The organism is Buttiauxella sp. JUb87 (assembly GCF_004361975.1).
GTDB lineage: Bacteria > Pseudomonadota > Gammaproteobacteria > Enterobacterales > Enterobacteriaceae > Buttiauxella > Buttiauxella ferragutiae.
This window is the reverse complement of record NZ_SNVY01000011.1, coordinates 72,079-95,665: the sequence shown is the minus strand read 5'-3', so window position 1 is coordinate 95,665 and position 23,587 is coordinate 72,079. Positions and strand designations below refer to the sequence as shown.

The 23,587-nt window shown below is 50.1% G+C and carries 24 protein-coding genes; 8 read left to right on the top strand and 16 right to left on the bottom strand.

Annotated features, from left to right (window positions below):
- Window positions 1-2: 2 nt before the first annotated feature.
- Entirely contained in the window at window positions 3-1,394 is a 1,392-nt protein-coding gene (locus tag EC843_RS22225; protein WP_133523071.1) for a uracil-xanthine permease family protein, read from the bottom strand.
- 229 nt (window positions 1,395-1,623) lie between these two features.
- On the opposite strand from EC843_RS22225, the gene gltS reads away from it, so the two are divergent.
- A complete protein-coding gene (gltS, locus tag EC843_RS22220) occupies window positions 1,624-2,826 on the top strand; it encodes a sodium/glutamate symporter (protein WP_064541849.1) in 1,203 nt (400 codons plus the stop codon).
- A gap of 4 nt (window positions 2,827-2,830) precedes the next feature.
- Here the strand turns inward: gltS and recG are convergent, their stop codons facing one another.
- Genes recG through gmk form a run of 5 tightly spaced genes read right to left on the bottom strand, consistent with a single transcriptional unit; the run spans window position 2,831 to window position 8,694 of the window.
- Window positions 2,831-4,912, bottom strand: a complete 2,082-nt coding sequence (gene recG, locus EC843_RS22215; protein ID WP_064541844.1) for an ATP-dependent DNA helicase RecG — start codon at window positions 4,910-4,912, stop codon at window positions 2,831-2,833.
- A 4-nt stretch (window positions 4,913-4,916) separates the two neighbouring features.
- The gene (trmH, locus tag EC843_RS22210) at window positions 4,917-5,606 is read right to left on the bottom strand and encodes a tRNA (guanosine(18)-2'-O)-methyltransferase TrmH (protein ID WP_064541839.1); all 690 of its coding nucleotides are present in this window, start codon (window positions 5,604-5,606) and stop codon (window positions 4,917-4,919) included.
- Between the two features lie 4 nt (window positions 5,607-5,610).
- On the bottom strand, window positions 5,611-7,722 hold the full coding sequence (spoT, locus tag EC843_RS22205) for a bifunctional GTP diphosphokinase/guanosine-3',5'-bis pyrophosphate 3'-pyrophosphohydrolase (RefSeq protein WP_121814631.1): 2,112 nt from the start codon (window positions 7,720-7,722) through the stop codon (window positions 5,611-5,613).
- Window positions 7,723-7,740: 18 nt separating this feature from the next.
- Complete coding sequence (rpoZ, locus tag EC843_RS22200) at window positions 7,741-8,016, bottom strand: DNA-directed RNA polymerase subunit omega (protein WP_034461476.1); 276 nt, start codon at window positions 8,014-8,016, stop codon at window positions 7,741-7,743.
- A 54-nt stretch (window positions 8,017-8,070) separates the two neighbouring features.
- Window positions 8,071-8,694 (bottom strand): guanylate kinase, encoded by a 624-nt coding sequence (gene gmk, locus EC843_RS22195; RefSeq protein ID WP_064541918.1) that lies wholly within the window; start codon window positions 8,692-8,694, stop codon window positions 8,071-8,073.
- Between the two features lie 255 nt (window positions 8,695-8,949).
- Between gmk and ligB the strand changes: the two genes are divergently transcribed.
- Window positions 8,950-10,641 (top strand): NAD-dependent DNA ligase LigB, encoded by a 1,692-nt coding sequence (gene ligB, locus EC843_RS22190; RefSeq protein WP_064541837.1) that lies wholly within the window; start codon window positions 8,950-8,952, stop codon window positions 10,639-10,641.
- On the opposite strand, the gene EC843_RS22185 is transcribed toward ligB, so the two are convergent.
- Both EC843_RS22185 and EC843_RS22180 read right to left on the bottom strand, forming a co-directional pair.
- The gene (locus EC843_RS22185; RefSeq protein WP_064541835.1) at window positions 10,635-11,252 is read right to left on the bottom strand and encodes a trimeric intracellular cation channel family protein; all 618 of its coding nucleotides are present in this window, start codon (window positions 11,250-11,252) and stop codon (window positions 10,635-10,637) included. The genes ligB and EC843_RS22185 overlap by 7 nt on opposite strands.
- A 337-nt stretch (window positions 11,253-11,589) precedes the next feature.
- Window positions 11,590-12,453: a YicC/YloC family endoribonuclease gene (locus tag EC843_RS22180; RefSeq protein WP_064541832.1), complete on the bottom strand. Its 864-nt coding sequence runs from the start codon at window positions 12,451-12,453 to the stop codon at window positions 11,590-11,592.
- A gap of 125 nt (window positions 12,454-12,578) precedes the next feature.
- Here EC843_RS22180 and rph point away from each other — a divergent pair, with 125 nt between their 5' ends.
- Both rph and pyrE read left to right on the top strand, forming a co-directional pair.
- The gene (rph, locus tag EC843_RS22175; RefSeq protein WP_121814628.1) at window positions 12,579-13,295 is read left to right on the top strand and encodes a ribonuclease PH; all 717 of its coding nucleotides are present in this window, start codon (window positions 12,579-12,581) and stop codon (window positions 13,293-13,295) included.
- A gap of 57 nt (window positions 13,296-13,352) precedes the next feature.
- Window positions 13,353-13,994 carry an orotate phosphoribosyltransferase gene (gene pyrE / locus EC843_RS22170; protein ID WP_064541826.1) on the top strand — a complete coding sequence of 214 codons (642 nt, stop codon included), beginning with the start codon at window positions 13,353-13,355 and terminating at the stop codon, window positions 13,992-13,994.
- A gap of 30 nt (window positions 13,995-14,024) precedes the next feature.
- Here pyrE and slmA read toward each other — a convergent pair whose 3' ends face one another.
- The 3 genes from slmA to coaBC form a co-directional block, all read right to left on the bottom strand.
- Window positions 14,025-14,621, bottom strand: coding sequence for a nucleoid occlusion factor SlmA (gene slmA, locus EC843_RS22165; RefSeq protein ID WP_064541822.1), 597 nt, complete (start codon window positions 14,619-14,621; stop codon window positions 14,025-14,027).
- 120 nt (window positions 14,622-14,741) lie between these two features.
- Window positions 14,742-15,200: a dUTP diphosphatase gene (gene dut / locus EC843_RS22160; protein WP_064541819.1), complete on the bottom strand. Its 459-nt coding sequence runs from the start codon at window positions 15,198-15,200 to the stop codon at window positions 14,742-14,744.
- Entirely contained in the window at window positions 15,178-16,389 is a 1,212-nt protein-coding gene (gene coaBC / locus EC843_RS22155; RefSeq protein WP_064541915.1) for a bifunctional phosphopantothenoylcysteine decarboxylase/phosphopantothenate--cysteine ligase CoaBC, read from the bottom strand. Before coaBC ends, dut begins: the two co-directional genes overlap by 23 nt.
- 177 nt (window positions 16,390-16,566) lie before the next feature.
- Here coaBC and radC point away from each other — a divergent pair, with 177 nt between their 5' ends.
- The 4 genes from radC to mutM all read left to right on the top strand — a co-directional run bounded on the left by radC (window position 16,567) and on the right by mutM (window position 18,748).
- Window positions 16,567-17,232: a DNA repair protein RadC gene (gene radC, locus EC843_RS22150; protein WP_064541912.1), complete on the top strand. Its 666-nt coding sequence runs from the start codon at window positions 16,567-16,569 to the stop codon at window positions 17,230-17,232.
- Between the two features lie 216 nt (window positions 17,233-17,448).
- Entirely contained in the window at window positions 17,449-17,685 is a 237-nt protein-coding gene (gene rpmB / locus EC843_RS22145; RefSeq protein WP_034461465.1) for a 50S ribosomal protein L28, read from the top strand.
- A gap of 13 nt (window positions 17,686-17,698) precedes the next feature.
- A complete protein-coding gene (rpmG, locus tag EC843_RS22140; RefSeq protein ID WP_002208990.1) occupies window positions 17,699-17,866 on the top strand; it encodes a 50S ribosomal protein L33 in 168 nt (55 codons plus the stop codon).
- 72 nt (window positions 17,867-17,938) lie between these two features.
- On the top strand, window positions 17,939-18,748 hold the full coding sequence (gene mutM, locus EC843_RS22135) for a bifunctional DNA-formamidopyrimidine glycosylase/DNA-(apurinic or apyrimidinic site) lyase (RefSeq protein ID WP_064541815.1): 810 nt from the start codon (window positions 17,939-17,941) through the stop codon (window positions 18,746-18,748).
- A 4-nt stretch (window positions 18,749-18,752) separates the two neighbouring features.
- Here mutM and coaD read toward each other — a convergent pair whose 3' ends face one another.
- The 5 genes from coaD to EC843_RS22110 form a co-directional block, all read right to left on the bottom strand.
- The gene (coaD, locus tag EC843_RS22130; RefSeq protein WP_064541812.1) at window positions 18,753-19,247 is read right to left on the bottom strand and encodes a pantetheine-phosphate adenylyltransferase; all 495 of its coding nucleotides are present in this window, start codon (window positions 19,245-19,247) and stop codon (window positions 18,753-18,755) included.
- Window positions 19,244-20,020: a glycosyltransferase family 2 protein gene (locus EC843_RS22125; RefSeq protein ID WP_133523070.1), complete on the bottom strand. Its 777-nt coding sequence runs from the start codon at window positions 20,018-20,020 to the stop codon at window positions 19,244-19,246. The genes coaD and EC843_RS22125 overlap by 4 nt, the downstream gene beginning before the upstream one ends.
- Entirely contained in the window at window positions 20,020-21,294 is a 1,275-nt protein-coding gene (gene waaA, locus EC843_RS22120; RefSeq protein WP_133523069.1) for a lipid IV(A) 3-deoxy-D-manno-octulosonic acid transferase, read from the bottom strand. The genes EC843_RS22125 and waaA overlap by 1 nt, the downstream gene beginning before the upstream one ends.
- A 168-nt stretch (window positions 21,295-21,462) precedes the next feature.
- On the bottom strand, window positions 21,463-22,464 hold the full coding sequence (locus EC843_RS22115) for a glycosyltransferase (protein ID WP_133523068.1): 1,002 nt from the start codon (window positions 22,462-22,464) through the stop codon (window positions 21,463-21,465).
- A 20-nt stretch (window positions 22,465-22,484) separates the two neighbouring features.
- Window positions 22,485-23,585 (bottom strand): glycosyltransferase, encoded by a 1,101-nt coding sequence (locus EC843_RS22110; RefSeq protein WP_133523067.1) that lies wholly within the window; start codon window positions 23,583-23,585, stop codon window positions 22,485-22,487.
- Window positions 23,586-23,587 lie beyond the last annotated feature (2 nt).

The window sequence follows — 23,587 nt, the reverse complement described above, 5'->3', positions numbered from 1 at the left end:
CATCAATTTTTCTCAGGCGGGAAAATGAGGTTTAACACGATAGCGGTGATACCACCGGCCGCAATCCCGGAAGAGAGCAGCGTTTTCAACCAGTCAGGTGCAAATTGTAAAATTAACGGTTGTTGAGACACGCCCATCCCGACCGCCAGAGACAGCGCGATAATCATAATCGCACGGCGATTCAGTGGTTCGCGGGAAACAATACGCACACCAGAAGCGGCAATAGTGCCAAACATCACGATCGTCGCGCCGCCTAATACCGGCTCAGGAATGTGCTGGACAAACCCGCTTACTGCCGGGAACAAGCCGAGAACGATCAACATCAGTGCGACGACAAAACCGACGTAGCGGCTGGCAACGCCGGTAAGCTGAATCACGCCGTTGTTCTGGCCGAAGCAGGAGTTAGGGAAGGTATTGAATACCGCAGAAACACAGGAGTTCAGGCCATTAGCCAACACGCCACCTTTCAGGCGCTTCATATATAGAGGACCTGAAACTGGCTGCTCAGAAACGTCAGAAGTCGCGGTAATATCGCCAATGGTTTCCAGTGAGGTCACCATAAAGACCAGCATCAGCGGGATTAGCAGATTCCAGTCAATGCCCAGGCCGTAATACAACGGCGTTGGCACCATAATCAGTTCGGTGTTGGTTGACGGGGCAACATTCGGCAGCATGCCCATCGCCCAGGCCAGCGCATAACCCACTGCCATGGCGATAACCAGAGAAGCCACGCGCAAGTAAGCGTTGCGCTGGCGGTTTAGCAGAATGATGACCAGCAGCACAGCACCTGCCAGCAGCAGATTTTTTGGTGCGCCAAAGGTATGGTCGCTCATCGCGGCATAGCCACCGCCGATAGACGTCAGGCCAACCTGAATAAGAGAAAGGCCGATAATCATCACCACCACACCTGAAACCAGCGGGGTGATGATGCGGCGAGCCAGATGCAGGAAGCGCGATAACAGCATTTCGGTGCAGCTTGCGAGCATTAATGTGCCAAACAGGGCGGCCATCATGGTCGGAACATCGGCCCCGCCATTTTTCAATGCCATACCGCCCATAATTAACGGTGAAACAAAGTTAAAACTGGTGCCCTGAATAGACAGAAGCCCAGAGCCCACCGGGCCCCAGGCTTTAATCTGAATAATCGATGCCACGCCGGAGGCGAACAACGACATACTGATAATATGTTGGGTATCTTCGGCTGGAAGTCCCAGAGCCTGGCAAATCAACATCGCCGGTGTGATCACCGCAACAAACATCGCTAATAAGTGCTGACCGGCAGCAAAAAGAGTCTGTGGGAGAGGGGGTCTGTCCTCGAGGCGGTAAATCAATTCACTGGAACGAGCCTGAGCAACCGATTGCGCACCTTCAGACTCAACAGCATTAACAGACATCAGAAATTATCCCTTGCCGAAAAAACGGTGATTTTAACGGACTGGATGGTAAAAGCAAACGTTTGCTAACAATGTTTCTTAAGATAAAAATCACATATACCGAGCTTTTTATATAACTTTCGACTCTTTTTTGGTTAAAATCCGGCTACTGATTTTTCTAGAACCTGAAATTCCAGTGAAGGATAAATTAAAGCGTCTGTGAGAAATATGCGCAAACAGGAGCAATTCTATGTTTTATCTCGACACCCTTTCTACCCTTGTTGCTGCGACTCTCGTGTTGTTACTGGGCCGAAAAATGGTCCATACCATACCGCTATTAAAAAAATACACTATCCCTGAACCTGTAGCGGGTGGGTTGTTAATCGCCCTGGCCTTACTGGTGCTCAAAAAAAGCGTCGGCTGGGAATTTGAATTTGATATGAGTCTGAAAGACCCATTGATGCTGGCTTTCTTTGCCACCATCGGTCTGAATGCCAACCTTTCCAGCTTGCGTGCAGGCGGCAAAGTTGTCGGTATTTTCCTGATCGTGGTAGTAGGTTTGCTGGTGATGCAAAACGCCATCGGTATTGGTATGGCGAGCCTGTTAGGTCTTGACCCGTTAATGGGCTTACTGGCAGGTTCCATTACCCTGTCTGGTGGCCACGGTACCGGTGCGGCGTGGAGTAAATTATTTAGCGAGCGTTATGGTTTCCAGAACGCCACCGAAGTTGCGATGGCTTGCGCAACATTTGGTTTGGTACTGGGTGGTTTGATTGGCGGGCCGGTGGCGCGTTACCTGGTCAAACACTCATCCACACCTGATGGCACGCCAGAAGATAGCGTAGATCCAACGGCCTTCGAAAAACCTGCGGTTGGGCGCATGATCACCTCTATGGTGCTGATTGAAACTATCGCGATGATTGCTATCTGCCTTACTACTGGCAAGTTTGTAGCGCATCTTATTCAAGGCACCAGCTTTGAATTACCGACGTTCGTTTGTGTGCTATTTATTGGGGTTATCCTAAGCAATACACTCTCACTGCTCGGCTTCTATCGGGTATTTGAACGCGCGGTTTCCGTGCTGGGGAACGTTTGTTTGTCTCTGTTCCTCGCTATGGCGCTGATGAGCCTGAAGCTGTGGGAACTGGCGTCACTGGCGTTGCCAATGTTGGCAATTCTGACGGTGCAAACCATCTTTATGGCGCTATATGCGATTTTCGTGACGTATCGCTTGATGGGTAAAAACTATGATGCAGCGGTACTTGCCGCGGGCCATTGTGGTTTTGGCCTTGGGGCAACACCAACGGCTATCGCCAATATGCAGGCGATTACCGAGCGTTTTGGCCCGTCACACATGGCGTTTCTGGTGGTTCCGATGGTTGGCGCGTTCTTTATTGATATCGTCAACGCGATAGTCATCAAGCTGTACCTGATGCTGCCAATCTTTGGCTAAGCAATCAGGCGTTTGAATAGCGTTCCGTTTCAGGCATCCAGCGTTCGATGAGCGCGGTTGCCTGTTGCGGATAGCGTTCATGGATATGGCGTGCAAGGCGCTGCACTTCAGGAATCATCGCCTGGTCGCGCAGTAAATCTGCCACTTTAAACTCGGCATTCCCTGTCTGACGCGTACCGAGTAATTCCCCCGGCCCACGAATTTCCAAATCTTTTTGTGCAATCACAAAACCATCGTTGCTGTCGCGCAGCACCTGTAAACGCAGTTGCGCAGTTTTTGACAGCGGCGATTTGTACAGCAACACACAATGGGATGCAACGGCCCCACGTCCCACACGGCCGCGCAGTTGGTGGAGTTGTGCAAGCCCGAGGCGCTCAGGGTTTTCGATAATCATCAGGCTGGCATTTGGGACATCAACGCCCACTTCAATGACCGTTGTAGCGACTAAAAGATGAATCGACCCTTCTTTGAAAGCCTGCATAACGGCCTGCTTTTCTTGCGGCTTCATGCGCCCATGGACCAGGCCAATATTCAGATTCGGCAGGGCAGTTTTTAGCTCGTCCCATGTCACTTCTGCAGCCTGTGCTTCCAGTAATTCCGACTCTTCAATCAGCGTACAAACCCAGTATGCCTGTCGGCCTTCATCACTACATGCCCCACGTACACGGTCGATAATATCGTTGCGGCGCGAGTCAGGAATGGCAACCGTGGTGACTGGCGTACGGCCTGGTGGCAGTTCGTCGATTGTCGACGTGTCCAGATCGGCATAGGCTGTCATCGCGAGGGTTCGTGGGATTGGCGTCGCAGTCATAATGAGTTGATGCGGATGGAATCCCTGGATCTGGCCTTTTTCCCACAGCGCCAGGCGCTGATGGACGCCAAAGCGATGCTGTTCATCAATGATGACCAGTGCGAGTTGAGAGAATTGCACCTGTTCCTGGAAAATTGCATGCGTTCCCACCACCATCGACACTTGTCCGCTGGCGATGGCATCTTGTTGGGCGATTCGCGCTTTACCTTTTTGCTTACCGGCAAGCCAGCCCACCTCAATACCCAATGGCGCAAACCACTGGCGGAAATTATTGGCGTGCTGCTCGGCGAGCAATTCCGTCGGTGCCATCAAGCCAACTTGTTTGCCATGCGCAATCGCCCGCAATGCGACAAGTGCTGCAACCAGCGTTTTGCCCGAACCCACATCGCCTTGCACCAGACGCATCATCGGCACATCCAGCGCCATATCATGTTCAATTTCTGCCACCACTCGTTCTTGCGCACCCGTTGGTTTAAACGGAAGGGCAGCCAGCAGTTGGTTTTTTAATTCATCATGATTATGCAGGGGCAATGCATGATAACGCTGAGCACCCGCCCGGAGTGCGAGCATGCTGAGGTTATGCGCCAGTAATTCTTCAAGGATTAAGCGCTGCTGAGCAGGGTGCTTCCCGGTTTCCAGATCGGCTAACTGCATGGTCGGTGGCGGGCGATGCAAAGTACGCAATGCTTCCGGGAGGCTCATCATCCCCTTGCTCAAATCCGCCGGGAGTAATTCGGTGATAGCGCAGGTATCCAGCAACTCCAGTGCCTGGTCGGTCAGTTTGCGCAGAGTCGCCTGGCGAATGCCTTCCGTCGTGGGGTAAACCGGCGTCAGAGTTTCCTGCAATTCAGGGGTACTGAGATCGCCCTGAACGCGGTATTCCGGATGAATCATCTCCGCGCCGTGCGTCCCGCGCTTTGCTTCGCCATAAGCGAGCACACGTTTACCGGTTGCGAGGCTGTTTTTCATCGCCGCATTGAAGTTGAAAAACCGCATGGTCAGGATGCCGGTGCCGTCAGAAATCTGGCAGGTCATCATGCGGCGGCGACCAAAACTGATATTGCAGTTCAGCACTTCACCTTCCACCGTGGCATGAGTGCCCGGCATCAGGTCATTTATGGGGTAGAGATGCGTGCGGTCTTCGTAACGAAGCGGCAGGTGGAGCAGGAGATCTTGAATGGTGTACAGGCCAATTTTGGCCAGTTTGCCGCTCTGGCTGGCACCCACTCCGGCAAGCGTACTTAACGGTATGGCATCCAGCAAACGGCCTTTCATCCTGCTACTCCGCAGATTGCATTGTGGCCCACCATGCGGCATCAGCTTCTATCTCACCTTGCTGATTCACATGCGGGTAGGGCAAACCTTTACGGCGGGAAACGCGCGCCAGTACAGGATAGCCGCCTTCAAACAGCAGGCGCTGTTGTTCGGATTCTGGCAGCGTGCTGTTTTCGCGCTGATACATTCCGGCGTTCTGACGCTGGCGCTGCGCTTCATAAAGAATGAGCGCGGAGGCCACGGAAACGTTGAGCGATTGCACCATTCCGGTCATCGGAATAATGATGTCCTGGTCTGCCAACGCTAATGCTTCCTGAGTAATACCGGTTTTTTCCTGCCCCATCAAAATGCAGGTTGGGCGGGTGTAATCAATTTCACGGAAATCGACGGCTTTATCAGAAAGGTTGGTGGCGAGGATTTGCATTCCGCTGCTTTTTAGCTGGGCAACGGCATCGCCAATATTGCGGTGCGTTTTGACTTCAACCCAGGAGTTGCTTCCCGCGGCGGAAGAGGCCATGGTGCGCATGCGGTTACCCGGCCAGACCGCGTGAACTTCATGTACACCAACGGCATCAGCGGTGCGAATAATCGCCGAGACGTTATGAGGTTTATGGACCTGCTCCATGCAGACGGTCAGATCAGGCTGACGCCTGGCGAGCATCTCGCAAATACGCGCATAACGTTGAGGATTCATAACACTAGTTTCGGTTGCGGGTGACTTTAATCACATCCGGCATCACGCGGATTTTACGCATGAGATTTGCCAGATGGATACGGTCGCGTGCAGTCAGACGAATGAACGCACTGTATACGCGGCCATCTTTCTCTTCGGTGTTCAGGCTTTGAATATTGGAGCCTGCATTATTGAGCGCAGCCGTCAGGTTTGCCAGCGCACCCTGATGGTTAAACATATCCACCTTGATCTCGGTGGTAAACTCTTGTTCTGTCTCTTTATCCCATTCCACTGCCATAAATTTCTCTGGCTCTTTTTGATAGCCTCGGATGTTACGGCAAGATTCATGGTGGATAACCAGCCCTTTGCCTGGGCTTACGTGCGCAATAATTGGGTCACCAGGGATTGGACGGCAACACTTAGCAAAGGTAATCAGCACACCATCAGCGCCTTTAATCGGCAGATGGCTGTGAGTCGTTGAGTGGCCTTGCTGTACCACTGACGATTCACCTTGCAGGTTCTTCGCGACAACCACACTCATGGCGTTACCGAGGCCGATTTCAGCCAGCAAATCATCAAGCGTAGCGAGCTTCATGCGCTCAAGCTCACGTTGAATATTTTCTGGTGGGACTTCGGCTAATTTACGGCTGCCACCTAAAGCGTGGTTTAGCAAACGGCGACCAAGACTAACGGAGTCGTCACGTTTGAGGTTTTTCAGCATCTGGCGGATTTTGGCACGGGCTTTAGAGCTCACGACAAAGTTCAGCCAGGCTGCGTTCGGGCGTGCACCTGGCGCCGTAATGATTTCGATAGTCTGGCCGCTGCTTAGCGACTGAGACAGCGGATAGGGTTGCCTGTCGACACGAGCACCGACGCAAGCATGGCCGATGTCGGTATGCACGGCATAGGCGAAATCGACAGGTGTCGCGCCCGCAGGCAATTCGACAATGCGCCCTTCCGGGGTGAAAACGTAAATCTCATCCGGGAACAGATCGGATTTTACGCTCTCAATAAATTCAAATGAGCTGCCCGCACTTTGTTGTAATTCCAGCAGGCTTTGCATCCAGCGCTGAGCGCGGATTTGTGCGGTTGTGCCACTTTCACCCTGCTCTTTATAAGCCCAGTGAGCGGCAACACCCATCTCTGCCATCTGATCCATATCTTCGGTACGGATTTGCACTTCAACCGGCACACCGTGTGGGCCAATCATTGAAGTATGCAGGGACTGATATCCGTTGGCCTTTGGAATGGCGATATAGTCCTTAACCCGCCCAGGACGCGGCTTGTAGAGGCTATGCATCTGCCCAAGAACGCGGTAACAGGTATCCATGTCATGGACGATTACGCGGAAAGCGTAGATATCCATAATCGAATGGAAACGCTGCTCTTTGAGCGTCATTTTGCAGTAGATGGAGTAAAGGTGTTTTTCGCGACCACTGACACGGCAAGGAATGCCTGCTTCTTGCAAACGCCCGTCGATTTCAGAGAGGATTTTTTGAATCATCTCTTTGCGGTTACCACGCGCCGCTTTTACCACTTCTTTAATCACGCGGTAGCGGTTCGGGTAAAGCGCTTCAAAGCCCAGCTCTTCTAACTCGGTTTTCAGGTGATGAATACCAAGACGGTGTGCCAGAGGGCTATAAATTTCGAGGGTTTCGCGAGCAATGCGGCGGCGCTTATCCGGGCGTAAAGACCCGAGCGTGCGCATGTTATGTGTGCGGTCGGCGAGTTTGATCAGAATGACGCGAATGTCTTGCACCATCGCCATGATCATTTTGCGGAAGTTTTCAGCCTGAGCTTCTTTCTTATCGCGGAATTTCAGTTTGTCTAGCTTAGATACCCCTTCCACCAGTTCGGCAACGCTTTTGCCAAACAGTTGTTCCATATCCTGGTAGGTGGCAGGGGTGTCTTCGATCACATCATGCAGTAGTGCTGCCATCAGTGTTTCATAGTCGAGTTTCATCTCGGCCAGAATGCAGGCAACCGCTACGGGATGGGTGATATAGGGTTCACCACTTGAACGTGCTTGTCCCTCGTGAGCATCACGCGCAACAAGGTATGCTTGCCGAAGTCGCTTTATCTGCTCCTCGGGCAAGTATTGTTGAATCAGTTGATTCAGGCTTTCAAACAGATACAAGGGCTACCCGCAGGCTAATTAACGACGACCTTCAGCAATAGCGGTTACGGCCTGCAGTTCTGCGGCTTCCTGCTCTTGCTGTTCCTGACGATCACGAACATCGAGAATCTGGTTGGTGATCAACCCTTCTTCGATTTCGCGCAGTGCGATTACAGTCGTTTTATCGTTTTCTTCAGGTACTAGTGGATCTTTACCACCAGTTTGCATCTGACGAGCGCGACGTGCGGCGACCAGAACCAGGTCAAAACGGTTACCAATTTTCTCAACAGCGTCCTGAACAGTTACGCGTGCCATAATTAAAATGCTCCACAGATGAAGAAATGACTGGGCATGATACTGAAACTGGGCTCAGTCTGCCAATAGTTTGCTGATTAAAGCGTCATGTCGCGCTTTTTGGCGACCCATTCGTAGACGCTCGGCACGAATGATAATTTTTAAATCTGACAGTGCAGTGTCGAAATCGTCGTTGACGATTAAATAGTCATACTCGGCATAATGGCTCATTTCTGCAACAGCCTGCTCCATTCGCTTAGTGATAACTTCTTCACTGTCTTGCCCACGGCCACGAAGGCGGCGGTCCAGTTCTACTTTTGATGGCGGCAGAATAAAAATACTGCGGGCTTGCGGCATTTTCTGACGAATCTGCTGCGCACCTTGCCAGTCAATATCCAGAAAAACATCCACGCCGGTTGCCAGAACTTGTTCAATGGCATGGCGTGAGGTGCCGTAGTAATTGCCAAACACTTCAGCGTGTTCCAGGAATGCGTCTTCAGCAATCATCTGCTTAAACTCTTCCTTTTCCACAAAGAAATAGTGCTCGCCGTGGTTCTCTCCCGGACGAATACCACGAGTGGTATGGGAAATAGAAACCTGCGTGTCGTACAGCGGTTGTGTCTTCAACAAAGCCTGGATGAGGCTGGATTTCCCCGCGCCACTTGGGGCGGAAACGATATAAAGCGTGCCTTGAGCCATGAGTTCTAACTTATCGGTAAGCATAAAAAGAAGTGCGTATACGGGCCTATTATACACGCCGTCTCCGTGTCTCGTAGAATTTGTCGTGTTCCCCGGCAAGATTTCTACCAATTTGCGTAATGTTTTCCAAAAAACACCTCGTGTTACTGAAACAAGTTAAATATGTCTGAAATCTCCTCGCATCCTTTTTAGAACCTATTAGTACGGCTTGTTTCCTGGCGTTATATCTCTCCTTGCTTCTACACGGAGGGAATTATGAAGTGGATAACAAAATTTATCGGTTTTCTGGGACTGATGAGCGCAATGGCGTCGGCGACATGTCCGGCTTGGTCATCGGGGCAAGTCCAGCAGGAGATGTCTGGATTGAATGAAAAGCTTAGTCAGTGGGATCAATCTTATTACCAACAGGGCGTTAGTGAGGTCAGTGATGCGACATACGATGGTCTACGCAGGCAATACAATGAATGGCAGCGCTGCTTTCATCCCTCGGAAAAACCACAACCACCGCAGTTGGCGACACAGGGGAAAGCGTTGCACCCGGTTGCTCATACTGGCTTAAAAAAACTGCCAGATAGTGCAGCAGTTGCTCAATGGGCCAAAGGCAAAACCGATCTCTGGGTGCAACCTAAAGTCGATGGTGTGGCGGTGACCCTGGTTTATCAGCAAGGACGCCTGGCTAAACTCCTTAGCCGCGGGGACGGAGAGAAAGGGCAAGACTGGACAGAGAAGGCCAAAATGATTCCCGCTATCCCCGTAACCCTTTCAGGCCCGCTTGCTAATAGCGTGTTGCAAGGGGAGGTTTTCTGGAAAAGAGATAATCACATACAGAAAACGATGGGTGGCATAAATGCCAGAGGAAAAGTGGCTGGTGCCATGATGAGCCAAAGCGACTCAGCCTTGCTCAATGAATTGGGGATATTTATTTGGGCGTGGCCAGATGGGCCTGCTGATATGAATCTGAAATTAGACACGCTCGCACAGGCTGGTTTTCCGCTAACCAAAATTTGGTCAACGCCTGTTAGCTCAGTGGAAACAATCGCGATGTTACGGGAGTCCTTGTTTACGACCCCTCTTCCCTTTGTGACCGACGGTATTGTGGTTCGTGAGGCAATAGAGCCTGCGGGGCAATATTGGCTGCCAGGCAAAGCAACGTGGGTGATGGCATGGAAATTTCCACCAGCCCAGCAAATTGCAGAGGTAAAGGGCATTCAATTTACGGTCGGGCGCACAGGAAAAGTTGCTGTTGTTCTAAGACTCAATCCCCTGCAGATAGATGATAAACAGGTCAAACGAGTGAACATCGGTTCAGTCAAACGTTGGCAAGCTCTGGATATTGCTTTGGGTGATCAGGTGATGGTGAGTCTTGCAGGGCAGGGGATTCCGCGCGTCGATGAAGTGGTATGGCGGGTAAGCCAGCGCAATAAACCGCCGCTGCCAACAGATAAAATGGTTACTCCATTGAGCTGTCTGTTTTTTGAAGTTTGGTGTCGCGAGCAGTTTATTGCGCGGTTGGCCTGGATTAGCTCTCCAGAAGTATTGAACATCAATGGAGTGAGCGTACGCACCTGGCAGCAGATCCAACAGAATCTTAATCTGAGGCATATATTTTCTTGGGTAACCGTCAGTCAGGAAGAACTGTTGAAAATTAGCGGGATTTCTTCAGCCAGAGCGGCCCATCTTTGGCAGCAATTCTCGCAAGTCAGGCAACAGCCCTTTAAGCAGTGGTTAATCGCTTTTGGTTTACCGCTCCCCCGAGCTGTGTTTACCACTCTGCCCGATTCTCAATGGTCGCAGTTAGTTGCGCGAGATGAGCTTAGTTGGCAAAAACTGCCGGGCATTGGTGCTGGCCGAGCTAAAAAGTTGGTGGAGTTTGTCAATCATCCCCAAATTTCTGCATTAGTGGTTTTTCTTGCAGAGCAGGGAATCCTGGGATTTACCGGTCAGTGATCCGCGTGTTTGTAATGAAACACAGGTAATCCCAGGCGCAGTCGTAACGCGAGTAAGCGGGTGGTGAATCCGAACAGGAGCGTGGAAATAATCACCACATCCTGGTTCGAAACATAGTGTTCCAGAACGATGTAAAGCACCGCTGAGGCGAAAGCGATGCCGGCATAGAGCTCTTTCTGGAATACCAGCGGGATACGCTTACAAAACATATCACGTAAAACACCGCCAAATACGCCCGTTATAACGGCGGCAATGATAGCGATAATTGGCCCTTCGCCCATATCCAACGCTATTTGCGCACCGATGATAGAAAACACCACAAGTCCAAGGGCATCGAGCACTAAGAAAAGGCGGCGCAGATGAGGCATTACGGGGGCAAATACGGTGGTAAGCACAGCGGCGATGGCGACAATCACGACATATTCTGGATGTTTCACCCAACCTAATGGGTAGTGGCCAAGAAGGATATCGCGTACTGAACCACCACCAAGCGCTGTGGCTGTTGCAATGATTATCACACCGAAAGTATCCATGCGGCGGCGGCCTGCCGCTAACGCGCCAGTCATGGCTTCAGCAGTAATCCCGACCAAATAAAGAATATGTAGCAGCATTGGAACCCCCAGTGGAAACGCGGAGAGGGTAACGTTTTGTGAATGGTGTCACGATTGAGTTTTTCTAAGTCAAAATGATTTGGATTAGTTTTTTTAATGTTTAATTTTTTTCTAAGTACGATGTGTAAGGATTCTAATGGCAATGTTGTTTTATTAAGGATTAATTTATTTGGTGATAATTGAAAGGGGTCACAGTGATGAGTACTTCAATGATTTTGAGGGCTCTGGCAAACGGTGTTAACCCAGATACAGGAGAGTTACTGAATCGTTCCTCTTTCAATGACAACCAGTACGAAAAGGCCCGCAAAACACGGGCCTTAGAACACATGACGGACAATTACTCGATATTCTGAATCTGTTCGCGCATTTGCTCAATCAGCACTTTCAATTCGATAGCTGAATTGGTGACATCTGAGTTAATAGATTTTGATGCCAGGGTATTCGATTCGCGGTTGAACTCCTGCATCATGAAGTCGAGGCGACGGCCAACCGCTTCTTTTTTCTTCAGAATGTTGTATGTCTCTTTAACGTGAGCTTCCAGGCGATCCAGCTCTTCGGCAACATCAACACGCTGTGCCATTAGTACCAGTTCTTGCTCGAGGCGGTTATTTTCAAGCTGAACTTGTGCATCTTCGAGTTTGGCAACCAGGCGCTCACGTTGCCATTTCAGGACTTCCGGCATGTGCGCGCGGACTTTCACGACTTCGGCGCTGACACCTTCAAGGCGCTGTTCGAGCAGTAATTTCAATGCCTGGCCTTCGGTTTCACGGGCAACAATAAAGTCGTCCAGCGCACCATCAAGGGCGGCAAGAATTTCAGCTGTGATGGCATCAAGGTCTTGTTCCTGAGCAGACATCACACCAGGCCAGCGTAAAATATCAACTGGATTGATTTCGCCTTCGTCGCTCTGCATTTTTACCCAATTCGCTGCTTCAACCAGCTGTTTAGCCAGTTTTTCATTGAGCAGCAAAGAACTTTGAGCACGAGTATCAGGTTCGAAACGTAGGTTACATTCGATTTTCCCGCGAGTTAAGCGGGTGCGAATGCGCTCGCGAGCCACAGGTTCGAGGCTACGGAACTGCTCTGGCATACGGATGTAGGTTTCAAGATAACGCTGGTTTACCGAACGTAACTCCCAGGTGGCGCTGCCCCATTCGCCTTTTACTTCACGTCGGGCATAGGCGGTCATACTGCGGATCATATTTCGTAACCGTATTCTGTAATAGATGTGGGGGATTATAGCCATGCCTGGCGTGGCAGGATAGGAATAAGCGAACGAAGTCCGTATAATGCGCAGCCACATTCGTTTTAGCCGGAGATAACCCCATGCGTCCATCAGGTCGTAGCGCCAATCAAGTGCGCCCAGTCACCCTGACCCGTAATTACACCAAACACGCAGAAGGCTCCGTGCTGGTCGAGTTCGGCGATACTAAAGTACTTTGTACCGCCACCGTTGAAGAAGGTGTTCCGCGCTTTCTGAAAGGCCAGGGCCAGGGTTGGATCACCGCTGAATATGGTATGTTGCCGCGTGCGACCCATAGCCGTAATGCTCGTGAAGCAGCAAAAGGTAAGCAGGGTGGCCGTACTCTTGAGATTCAGCGCCTGATTGCGCGTTCTCTGCGTGCAGCCGTTGATTTGAAAGTCCTTGGCGAATACACCATTACACTGGACTGCGATGTTCTGCAGGCAGACGGCGGCACTCGTACCGCATCTATTACTGGCGCATGTGTTGCGCTGGCGGATGCGCTGAACAAACTGGTCGCAGCCGGTAAGATGAAAACCAATCCAATGAAAGGGATGGTTGCGGCGGTATCTGTCGGTATCGTTAAAGGCGAGGCTCTGTGCGATCTTGAATATGTTGAAGATTCTGCCGCAGAAACTGACATGAACGTCGTGATGATGGAAGATGGCCGCATGATTGAGGTCCAGGGCACCGCGGAAGGCGAGCCGTTCACCCATGAAGAGTTGTTGGCGCTACTGGCGCTGGCACGAGGGGGAATTGAATCTATCGTAACGGCGCAGAAGGCGGCGTTAGAGAATTAATTTTAGGCGACTCTGAGAGTCGCCTTTTTTTTGTCGCAATAATCGAGGAGCAAATCCATGAAACCGTATCAGCGCCAGTTTATTGAGTTTGCGCTTAACAAGCAGGTACTTAAGTTTGGCGAATTCACGCTGAAATCCGGGCGTACCAGCCCTTATTTCTTCAACGCAGGGTTGTTTAATACCGGGCGTGATCTGGCACTGTTAGGCCGTTTTTATGCCGCCGCGTTAGTGGATTCCGGGATTGAGTTTGATTTGCTGTTTGGGCCGGCTTACAAAGGGATTCCTATCGCGACTACTACAGCGGTTGCGTTGGCAGAGCATCATGAACGTGATGTGCCATATTGCTTCAACCGCAAAGAAGCAAAAGATCACGGTGAAGGTGGCAACCTGGTCGGTAGTGCCCTTCAAGGGCGAGTGATGTTGGTGGATGACGTTATTACTGCGGGTACCGCAATCCGTGAATCAATGGAAATTATTGCTGCCAACAATGCATCACTGGCTGGCGTGTTAATTTCTCTGGACCGCCAGGAGCGTGGTCGTGGTGAAATCTCTGCAATTCAGGAAGTTGAGCGCGATTACCAGTGCCAGGTGATTTCGATCATCACGCTGAAAGACCTGGTTGAATACCTGGAAGAAAAACCTGAAATGGCCGTGCATCTAGCGGCTGTACAGGAATACCGTACTCAGTACGGCGTGTAAGAAAAAGGGCCTTTTGAAGGCCCTTTCTATTTAACGAAGTTGTGCGGCAATCAGCGGCCAACGGGTATCAAAATCACCGGTAGGCAGATAGCGGAATTCGCTACGCACAAAACGCGATAGTGTCCCTTCACAAAATGCCAGCAGCAAGCTTGCCAGTAACGATTCATCAGTAATGTAGCCTTCACCTTCACGCATCTTCTTTTCACGCATGACCTGGCGCAATTGCACTTCTATGCGCTCAAAAAGCTGATTGATACGGCCTTGCAGACGGTCTTGTTCAAACATCAGCGCGTGGCCGGTGAGAATTCGTGTTAGGCCAGGGTTGCGCTCGCCAAACCCAAGAATCAGTAAAACAATCAAGCGTAACCGGGCGTGGGTGTCTTTCTCATCTTTCAGGATGAGATTGATACGGGTAATCAGACTATCTTCAATAAACTCGATAAGGCTATCGAACATCTTCGTTTTGCTGGGAAAATGTCGATAAAGTGCAGCTTCGGAAACACCAACAGTCGCGGCGAGTTTGGCAGTCGTAATGCGTTGGCTGCCATCGCTGGACTCAAGCATTTGGGCCAAAGACTGAAGTATTTCTTCGCGACGATTCCGTTTCGCAACTTGCTTTTCTGCCATGTTCTAAAATACCCCTGAAATAACGCACTTGTCAGGCAGGTAACCACACCGCGCTCGCAAACTTGAAGTTTGCGTTTTTTTCACATTTTTTACGCTGTGGGGTTACGTTTTTAAATGAAGTTACTGGCGTCCTGAATGGCCGAAACCACCTTCGCCACGGTCACTAGAATCGAAATCCTCAACCAGATTGAATTCGGCCTGAACGACTGGCACAAACACCATTTGAGCAATGCGCTCACCCGGTTCGATAGTGAAGTGATCTTGTCCACGGTTCCAGACGGAAACCATTAACTGACCCTGGTAATCGGAGTCTATCAGCCCAACAAGGTTGCCTAAAACAACGCCATGCTTATGACCAAGACCTGAACGAGGCAGAATGACAGCTGCAAGAGTTGGGTCGGCGATATGGATAGCCAGCCCGGTTGGAATCAGTTTGGTGATACCAGGAGCAAGCTCTACGGCTTCATCCAGACAGGCGCGCAGGTCAAGACCCGCAGAGCCGGAAGTAGCATAAGTCGGCAGGGGGAACTGTTGGCCAACGCGTGGGTCCAGAATCTTAACGTCGATTTTTTTCATCATAACGGGTAACTATCTCGTTCAGTAAAAGATGGCCAAGGAGTTCTTTACGCTCAAGAGGTAAGACTTTATCTCCTTCCTGCCAGAAAAGGTGCAGTGCATTGTTGTCGCTATTAAATCCCTGGCCTGCTTGTGAGACATCATTCGCACAAATCAGATCGAGATTTTTACTCATACGTTTTTGCCGGGCGTATTCTTCCACATTATTTGTTTCGGCGGCAAACCCAACAACATAAGGTCGGTGCGCCAAAAGTGCTGCGACACCGGCGACGATGTCCGGGTTTTTTATCATTTTTATTGTAATTTCATCGCCTTGCTTTTTGATTTTCTCATCAGCTACAGCGGCTGCACGATAATCCGCAACTGCGGCACAGCCCACAAAAATTTGCTGTTCCTGAACATGTTGCTGAACAGCAGCTTCCATTTCCAACGCTGTGGTGACATCAATACGCTTCACCCATGGTGGTGTTGGCAAAGATACAGGGCCAGAAATTAACGTCACATTCGCGCCACGCGATGCCGCCGCCGCCGCGATGGCATAACCCATTTTCCCTGAACTATCGTTAGTGATATAGCGCACCGGGTCCAGACGCTCGCGGGTTGGGCCAGCAGTAATCATGATATTAAGATGTTGCAGATCTTTGGTGACAGTAAAATGCTGTGCCGCCATTTCGACTATGGTTAGCGGGTCAAGCATTCGACCTGGGCCAACATCGCCACAGGCCTGGCTGCCGCTATCCGGCCCCCACATCAACAAGCCGCGTGAAGAGAGAACTTCAAGGTTGTGTTGAGTTGCAGTGGCTCGGTACATCTGTTGGTTCATGGCAGGGACAACGGCAACCGGTGCCGGTGTGGCGAGACAAATTGTGCTCACAAGGTCATTTGCCATGCCTGCAGTAATGCGGGCAATTAAGTCGGCCGTGGCGGGGGCAAGGATAACTAAATCAGCCCATTTGCCTAATTCTATATGGCCCATTGCGGCTTCTGCTGCGGGATCTAACAAGCTGTCTGAAACCGGATAACCTGATACGGCTTGTAAACTCAGTGGCGTAATAAAGGCTTTGGCGGCCTCAGTCATTACCACTCTTACTTCTGCCCCGCGTTCACGCAGACGGCGCACCAGTTCTGGTGTTTTATAGGCAGCGATACCACCGCTCACACCCAGAACAATTTTTTTGCCAGAAAGCCCCATCATGATTTTTCCACCACAAGTCACAGTCATCTGGCTATTTTACCACACTCATTAGGTATCGACTTTTTTGCAGTTTGCGAGACATCCCGCATGCGGAATATCTGCCTGTCGTTTGTGCTTCTCGAGTTGTGCACAATAGCGGAAATGAAGGGCAAGGAGGTTCTGATGGATGTGATCATGGGGCAGGATAAAGCGAGTATGCCGCGCGAAAAACTGCTGAAATTTGGGGCCAGTTCTTTATCTGATGTGGAGTTACTGGCGCTTTTTTTACGCACTGGCAGCAGAAACATGAATGTCCTGACATTTGCGCAAACCTTACTGCATCAGTTTGGCTCGTTAAGCCGGCTGTTGTCAGCGGACTATTCGCAGTTCAACGATGTTAAGGGTATTGGTGAGGCTAAATACACGCAGTTAAACGCCATAGCTGAACTAGCGCGGCGTTATTACTATTCTCGAGGCGTTGAAGAATTGACTTTAAAAGGGCCTGATTCAGTCAGGGAATTTATCCAAAGCCAGCTAACGACTGAAGAACGCGAGGTTTTCATGGTTATTTTTCTGGATAATCAGCATCGGGTGATTAAACATTGTCCGATGTTTTCTGGAACATTGAACCATGTAGAGGTCCATCCGAGAGAAATTGTGCGTGAAGCGATGAAATCAAATGCAGCGGCGTTAATACTCGCGCATAATCACCCGTCTGGTCGAGCAGAACCGAGTAAAGCCGATCGCGTTATTACCGAACGCATCGTAAAAGCTTGCCTGTTTATGGAAATTCGAGTGCTCGATCATCTTGTTATCGGCCGTGGAGAGTACGTTTCTTTTGCAGAACGTGGGTGGATTTAGGCCGAATTGCGCGATCCTTGGGGATCTTTGTCTGTTCGGGACTTGAGCACATGCGTTAGGCAGCGTATACTACGCCACCTTTGAGAATCTCGGGTTTTGGCATTATGCGCCTGGAACTGTGGTTCACATGGAACCGCCAGGGACCAGGCTTGCGGCCTGACGAGGCGCCATAACCCTATACGAAGCTCGAGCTAATTTGATTTTTGGAGAATAGACATGTCCCGAGTCTGCCAAGTTACTGGCAAGCGTCCGGTGACCGGTAATAACCGTTCCCACGCAATGAACGCGACCAAACGCCGTTTCCTGCCGAACCTGCACTCTCACCGTTTTTGGGTTGAGAGCGAGAAGCGTTTTGTCACACTGCGCGTATCTGCTAAAGGTATGCGTGTAATTGATAAGAAGGGTATCGAAACGGTCTTGGCCGATATGCGTACCCGTGGCGAGAAGTACTAAGAGGAATTAAGTCATGGCTAAAGGTGTTCGCGAGAAGATCAAGCTGGTTTCTTCTGCTGGTACTGGTCACTTCTATACCACCACGAAGAACAAGCGTACTAAGCCGGAAAAACTGGAACTGAAAAAATTCGATCCAGTTGTCCGTCAACACGTACTGTACAAAGAAGCTAAAATTAAATAATTTTAGTGTCTTTGATGAAAACCTCGCTTCGGCGGGGTTTTTTCGTTTTAGGCTTTTGAGTCTGGAGGAGAGATGCCTGAATTGCCGGAAGTAGAAACCAGTCGCCGTGGTATTGAACCACATCTGGTCGGGGAAACTATTCTTCACGCCGTGGTGCGTAATGGTCGCTTGCGTTGGCCTGTCTCCGATGAAATCCATGCTCTAAGCGACAAACCTGTTTTAAGCGTGCAACGCCGCGCTAAGTATCTGCTGCTCGAACTCCCTGATGGCTGGATTATTATCCATCTTGGCATGTCAGGTAGCCTGCGTATCCTTCCTGAAGATTATCCTGCCCAAAAGCATGACCATGTCGACCTGGTGATGAGTAACGGTAAAGTGTTGCGTTATACCGATCCGCGCCGTTTTGGTGCCTGGTTATGGGCTAAAGAGTTGGAGGGCAGCAATGTGCTGGCTCATCTGGGGCCGGAACCATTGAGCGACGCATTTTCGGCAGACTATTTGCGTGAAAAATCTGCGAAAAAGAAACTCGCGATTAAACCCTGGCTGATGGATAACAAGCTGGTGGTGGGCGTGGGTAATATTTATGCCAGTGAATCGCTGTTTGCTGCGGGCATCCATCCGGATCGTACTGCGCAGTCGTTATCACAAACTGAGTGTGAATTACTGGTCAAAACCATTAAAGCGGTACTACTGCGTTCTATTGAACAAGGTGGGACGACGCTAAAAGATTTCCTGCAATCGGATGGTAAACCGGGGTATTTCGCTCAGGAGTTACAAGTTTATGGGCGTGCAGGAGAACCGTGTCGGGTATGTGGAGCGCCTATTCTCATCAGCAAGCATGGGCAACGCAGCACGTTTTATTGCCGCCATTGCCAGCACTAGCTCTTTATTCAGCTGTCTCCTGCTTGAGTCTTTCCAGTAACGCTTTGCATACCGGCTCAGGCAGGAAGTGCGCAACATCGCCATGATGACGCGCGACTTCTTTAACTAGCGATGAAGAGACAAAAGACCACTCTTTTGATGGCATCAGGAACACGCTTTCTAGCTCTGGCATTAAGTGGCGGTTCATATGAGCCAGCTGCATCTCATACTCAAAATCTGCCGCCGTGCGTAGTCCTCTGACCAAAACGTTAGCTTGTTGAGTTTTAGCAAAATTCGCCATCAAATCACTAAAACCGACAACCTCAACATTAGGCAAATGTGCAGTAACACCTTTCGCGAGCTGGACTCTTTCTTCCAGCGTGAACAAGGTCTTCTTGTGCGGGCTATTCGCAATCGCCAGTATCAGGGTATCAAACATCATCGCAGCACGCGTCACGATGTCCAGATGACCGTTGGTAATGGGATCAAACGTGCCAGGATAAATCGCTCGGGTGGTCATAGAGTTTTGTTTTCCGTATAGCCTTGATTCAGCGCCCAGAGTTCAGCGTATTTGTTAAATGTGTACTGTGCGTTGACGACAGCAAGTAGCCAACCTTGTTTCCCATCAAGAAAACCAGCTCGTAGCAGCAGCGTTTTACAGAATGCCCCAAATGTGTGACCTAAAATACCCGCAATAGAGACTCGCTTGCCACGTTGATGACGCTCCTGCGCCCAGGCGGTCGCATAATTTAACTGTTTACGCTGGAAGCTGGCGAAATCACGGCAGGTAAGATGGAGCAAATCCCCTTTGAGTGGGATAACTTTCGCCCCTGGAGCTTCGAGAGACTCATGAACCTGATTATCATTATAATGGTAGAACGCTCGAGCGTAGAGGCGTGTGACGCGGTCCGGATACCAACCGCTGTGGCGCATAAAACGCCCAAGGAACAGATTGCGGCGCGCGATACTGTAAACAGCATCTGTCTGCGGATTTTCTAAAACCGCTTTTAGCGTACTGGCCAGTTCTGGCGTGACACGCTCATCGGTATCGATCATCAAAACATAATCGTGGCTGGCGTAGCTCTGTGCGAGCTGGCGTTGTTTGCCAAAGCCTTGCCACTCTTCATTAATGAAAACTTTCGCACCAGTCTGAAGAGCTATCTCGACAGTAGAATCGGTACTGCCTGAATCCAGCAAAACAATTTCATCAGCCCAGGCCACTGAAGCCAGACATTCTGGCAATACGTCCGCTGCATTTTTAGCGATCATCACCACAGACAAGCGATTGGGCATTAATGGCTCCGTTGCGGCAGGTACGGTTGCAGTAATTGTAGCAAGCGTTGCAATGCGCCCTGATTCTGATGAAGGACTTCCACGGCATGGCGACCGTAATAAAGGCGATAGTCTTCGTCGGTTAGCAGGGTGGTGATTTCGTTAACTAGTGAAGCCGCGTCCGTAACGGTAATCAGCCCGTCGGCACTCTGCAATTTGGCGCAAATATCTTTGAAATTGAAGGTGTGTGGGCCCATCAGTACCGGAATCGCATGAGCGGAAGGTTCCAGCGGGTTATGGCCTCCTCGTTCAACAAGGCTGCCGCCCACAAAGGCCAGATCGGCAATTCCGTACAGCATCATCAACTCGCCCATAGTATCGCCAATCACCACCTGGGTGCTGTTGGATGGCTTTTCACCACTGCTGCGCATGATGTAGCTGAAACCAGCCTTCTGAGCCATATCACGCGCATCTTTGAAGCGTTCCGGGTGGCGCGGGACAAGAATTAACAGTAAATCAGGGAATTTGGCCAGTAACTGGCGGTGTGCATCCAGAATAATACTTTCTTCGCCATCATGGGTGCTGGTGGCAATCCACACTTTACGATGTGGAGCCCATTGGCGGCGTAGCGTAATTGCGCGTGCGGCAAGTTCTGGAGTCACTGAAATATCAAATTTCAGGCTACCGGTAACGGTTAATTGAGAGCGTTTCAGACCAAGCTCGATGAAACGACCACCATCTTCTTCATTCTGTGCGGCGATCAGGGTGATTTTGCTCATCAGGCGGCGCGTGAAATTACCCAGCTTTTTATACCCTTTTGCCGAGCGGGCAGAAAGACGGGCATTGGCAATGACCAAAGGGATTTTGCGTTGGTGTAATTCGTTGATCATGTTTGGCCACAACTCGGTTTCCATCACGATAACCAGTTTGGGACGCACGGTATTGAAAAAGCGCTTCATGGCGCAAGGGAGATCGTAAGGCAAATAAACATGATGCACATTTTGCCCAAAAGCCGACAGCGCACGTTCCGAACCTGTTGGAGTCATGGTGGTGACGGTAATCGGAATCGTTGGGTAGCGATGGCGCAGGGCGCGAACTAACGGAATTGCCGCCAGGGTTTCACCTACGGAAACTGAATGCAGAAGAATACCATCGGGCACCACTTTTCCACGGCAATAGCCGTAGCGTTCCGCCCAGCGTTTGCGATACGCGGGAGCTTTACGGCTACGGAGTAACAGTCGCAGCCACACAAAAGGCTGAATAAGATAGAACAGAGCGGTATACAACGATTCCAAGCGAATTTTCCGTATTTTCATTATCGGCGGGCAAATTCTAAGCATTCGGGAAGCTTAAAGCTATTGTTTTGGTAACTTCACGAAGGCATTGCTTAGTATTCAGATGGGTTAGTGCTTGAGGGACAGAAGTCGCGGGCGGCATGCATCCACCCGCTTAGAGGCAGTACCTCAGCCCGGAACTCGGGTCGCTTTCTTCAATTTTAGATAACGACGACCCAGACGCCAGCGCAGGCGGAATCCACGGGCATTTTTCCAAATCAGACGCCAGATACCGCGATCAAAAAATTCCTGAATGATCATCTTCTTCTTGTGCGGATCTTTCATGTTATTGAAAGTGTGCAATATCCCCAGACCTTCTTTCGCGATTTGCCAGTTACAGGCTGGAATATTCTTTACCGCTTCCGGATAACGCTGGTTAATGGCATCTAACATTTCCAGTATTTTCATATAATGACGTGCTGAGCGGATCAGGGTGTCATCCGTGTCTGGTTTATGGGATACCGAGGCCGAATGGATGTAGTAATCGTAGTATTGAGCGTCAGTGTACTGAACGCGCTGCGCGGCGAGTAACACCTCCGTTGTCCACGGAATATCCTGGTGACGTAAGCCGGGTTCGAAGGTAAAGCCATGTTCGCGAATAAAATCGTGGCGATAAAGGTTTAGCCAGGTCACGTGCAGAAACTTACGCGAATTGAGCGCACGTTTAAGCCACTGGGGACCACTCAGTACGTCGGTAGACTGAAGCTTGTCTTGCGGAAAAATTGGCCGTGAAGGTTTTTTGTTGTTTTCGTAAACGTAATTACCATTGCACGTCACTACATCAAGGTCATTTTTTAAGGCTAAATCAAGAAGATGCTGGTACATGCCGGACTTAAAGTCATCATCAATGTCCGGGAAGGAGAGGTACTGACCTGTGGCTACAGCAAGCCCGGTATTACGCGCAATCGAAACGCCCTGATTTTCCTGTTCGATTATTTTCATACCAGGAAACTTGCTGCGCCAGGCGTTAATAATCGCCATGGAGCCATCGGTTGAACCATCGTTAACCATAATGACTTCCATGCTGTCGATGTTCTGAGCTTCAAGACAGGCAAAGAATTTAGCTAAAAAAAGCTCGCCGTTATAAACAGCAGCAACAACGCTAAGGAGTGGACGTAGGCTCTGTGGCATAAAATTACCCGAAAATATTGTTATCTTTCTTCTGTCGCCAGAGACAAATACTGCTGGCAGATGGCACCAATGCTATATGACTCAATCGTTGCGATATCAATAACCGGTGGGGTGTTGTAAATATCCAGCATAGTGTCAGCAAGTTCCTGAGCGCTCATGCCGGAAAGACCGCGAGACAGTTCTCCGGTCAAAATTTCCGCAGGCCCGCCAGGGCAATTTGTACTGACGGCTGGTGTCTGGCAAATTAGTGCTTCGACCAGAACGTTGCCAAATCCTTCACAATCTGAGCTAAGCAGCAGCATACGTGCATTGGCAATCCATGGATAAGGGTTTGGTGCGAATGATTTTATAATCACACGCTCGGCAACACCAGCGGCTGTGGCCATCGCTTTTAACTCGGCAATACGCTCATTGCTGCCGTTACCCATCAGAACCAACGGAGCTTGAATTTCACTGAGAGCATAAGCGCTGATCAGCCGGTCATGGCGTTTATGTTCATGGAAGCGACCCACATGGATTAAATAATCCTGCCCGGCCATTTCACACGACTCTTTTGCTTTTAAATGTATTCCGTCGATATCGAATGGGTTATGAATGACGGTGCCCCCGGACAGCGTAATATCGAAATTTGTCGTAATATCGTGCAAAACTGCCTGAGAAACAGCGACGACATTACTATTTTGATAAACGCTTTGAATTTTCTTACGTTTTATCCAGCGTGAGAAACCCTGACGATGCTGAAGATATGAATAAGAATACATGCCGTGGACACAGTACCAGAGCTTTTCACGCGCAATGGATTTAGTGTGGGCAACAATGCGATCGGTTTTATGCAGGTGAGATAAAACGAGGTCGAAATTCCCTTTTTTCTGCGCTTGTTCTACTGCGCTATCCAGCAGAGCGGCACGGCGGGACAATTCCGTCAGCTTACGCCACGGTTTTTTACAAGTATCCAGAATCACTTGATAATCAACGCCTTCCGGAATCTCATAATCACAGACGCGACGCAGTGAGAAAACGGAAACCTGATGACCCATTGCGACCAAACCTTTCGATAAGGTAAGCACGGTTTTTTCAGCACCGCCGCCAGGTAAACCATCAATAATCATTAGGATACGCATCG

What these genes read in the sequence shown, in the direction of transcription:
- EC843_RS22125 (WP_133523070.1), bottom strand. Translation starts at nt 20,020, where the DNA reads ATGCCCAATCGCTTGTCTGTGGTGATGATCGCTAAAAATGCAGCGGAC.
- coaBC (WP_064541915.1), bottom strand. Translation starts at nt 16,389, where the DNA reads ATGGGGCTTTCTGGCAAAAAAATTGTTCTGGGTGTGAGCGGTGGTATC.
- EC843_RS22180 (WP_064541832.1), bottom strand. Translation starts at nt 12,453, where the DNA reads ATGATCCGCAGTATGACCGCCTATGCCCGACGTGAAGTAAAAGGCGAA.
- rpmG (WP_002208990.1), top strand. Translation starts at nt 17,699, where the DNA reads ATGGCTAAAGGTGTTCGCGAGAAGATCAAGCTGGTTTCTTCTGCTGGT.
- dut (WP_064541819.1), bottom strand. Translation starts at nt 15,200, where the DNA reads ATGATGAAAAAAATCGACGTTAAGATTCTGGACCCACGCGTTGGCCAA.
- radC (WP_064541912.1), top strand. Translation starts at nt 16,567, where the DNA reads ATGGGGCAGGATAAAGCGAGTATGCCGCGCGAAAAACTGCTGAAATTT.
- rpoZ (WP_034461476.1), bottom strand. Translation starts at nt 8,016, where the DNA reads ATGGCACGCGTAACTGTTCAGGACGCTGTTGAGAAAATTGGTAACCGT.
- rpmB (WP_034461465.1), top strand. Translation starts at nt 17,449, where the DNA reads ATGTCCCGAGTCTGCCAAGTTACTGGCAAGCGTCCGGTGACCGGTAAT.
- pyrE (WP_064541826.1), top strand. Translation starts at nt 13,353, where the DNA reads ATGAAACCGTATCAGCGCCAGTTTATTGAGTTTGCGCTTAACAAGCAG.
- slmA (WP_064541822.1), bottom strand. Translation starts at nt 14,621, where the DNA reads ATGGCAGAAAAGCAAGTTGCGAAACGGAATCGTCGCGAAGAAATACTT.
- EC843_RS22185 (WP_064541835.1), bottom strand. Translation starts at nt 11,252, where the DNA reads ATGCTGCTACATATTCTTTATTTGGTCGGGATTACTGCTGAAGCCATG.
- recG (WP_064541844.1), bottom strand. Translation starts at nt 4,912, where the DNA reads ATGAAAGGCCGTTTGCTGGATGCCATACCGTTAAGTACGCTTGCCGGA.
- coaD (WP_064541812.1), bottom strand. Translation starts at nt 19,247, where the DNA reads ATGACCACCCGAGCGATTTATCCTGGCACGTTTGATCCCATTACCAAC.
- EC843_RS22115 (WP_133523068.1), bottom strand. Translation starts at nt 22,464, where the DNA reads ATGCCACAGAGCCTACGTCCACTCCTTAGCGTTGTTGCTGCTGTTTAT.
- rph (WP_121814628.1), top strand. Translation starts at nt 12,579, where the DNA reads ATGCGTCCATCAGGTCGTAGCGCCAATCAAGTGCGCCCAGTCACCCTG.
- EC843_RS22110 (WP_133523067.1), bottom strand. Translation starts at nt 23,585, where the DNA reads ATGCGTATCCTAATGATTATTGATGGTTTACCTGGCGGCGGTGCTGAA.
- mutM (WP_064541815.1), top strand. Translation starts at nt 17,939, where the DNA reads ATGCCTGAATTGCCGGAAGTAGAAACCAGTCGCCGTGGTATTGAACCA.
- trmH (WP_064541839.1), bottom strand. Translation starts at nt 5,606, where the DNA reads ATGAATCCTCAACGTTATGCGCGTATTTGCGAGATGCTCGCCAGGCGT.
- gmk (WP_064541918.1), bottom strand. Translation starts at nt 8,694, where the DNA reads ATGGCTCAAGGCACGCTTTATATCGTTTCCGCCCCAAGTGGCGCGGGG.
- EC843_RS22225 (WP_133523071.1), bottom strand. Translation starts at nt 1,394, where the DNA reads ATGTCTGTTAATGCTGTTGAGTCTGAAGGTGCGCAATCGGTTGCTCAG.
- gltS (WP_064541849.1), top strand. Translation starts at nt 1,624, where the DNA reads ATGTTTTATCTCGACACCCTTTCTACCCTTGTTGCTGCGACTCTCGTG.
- ligB (WP_064541837.1), top strand. Translation starts at nt 8,950, where the DNA reads ATGAAGTGGATAACAAAATTTATCGGTTTTCTGGGACTGATGAGCGCA.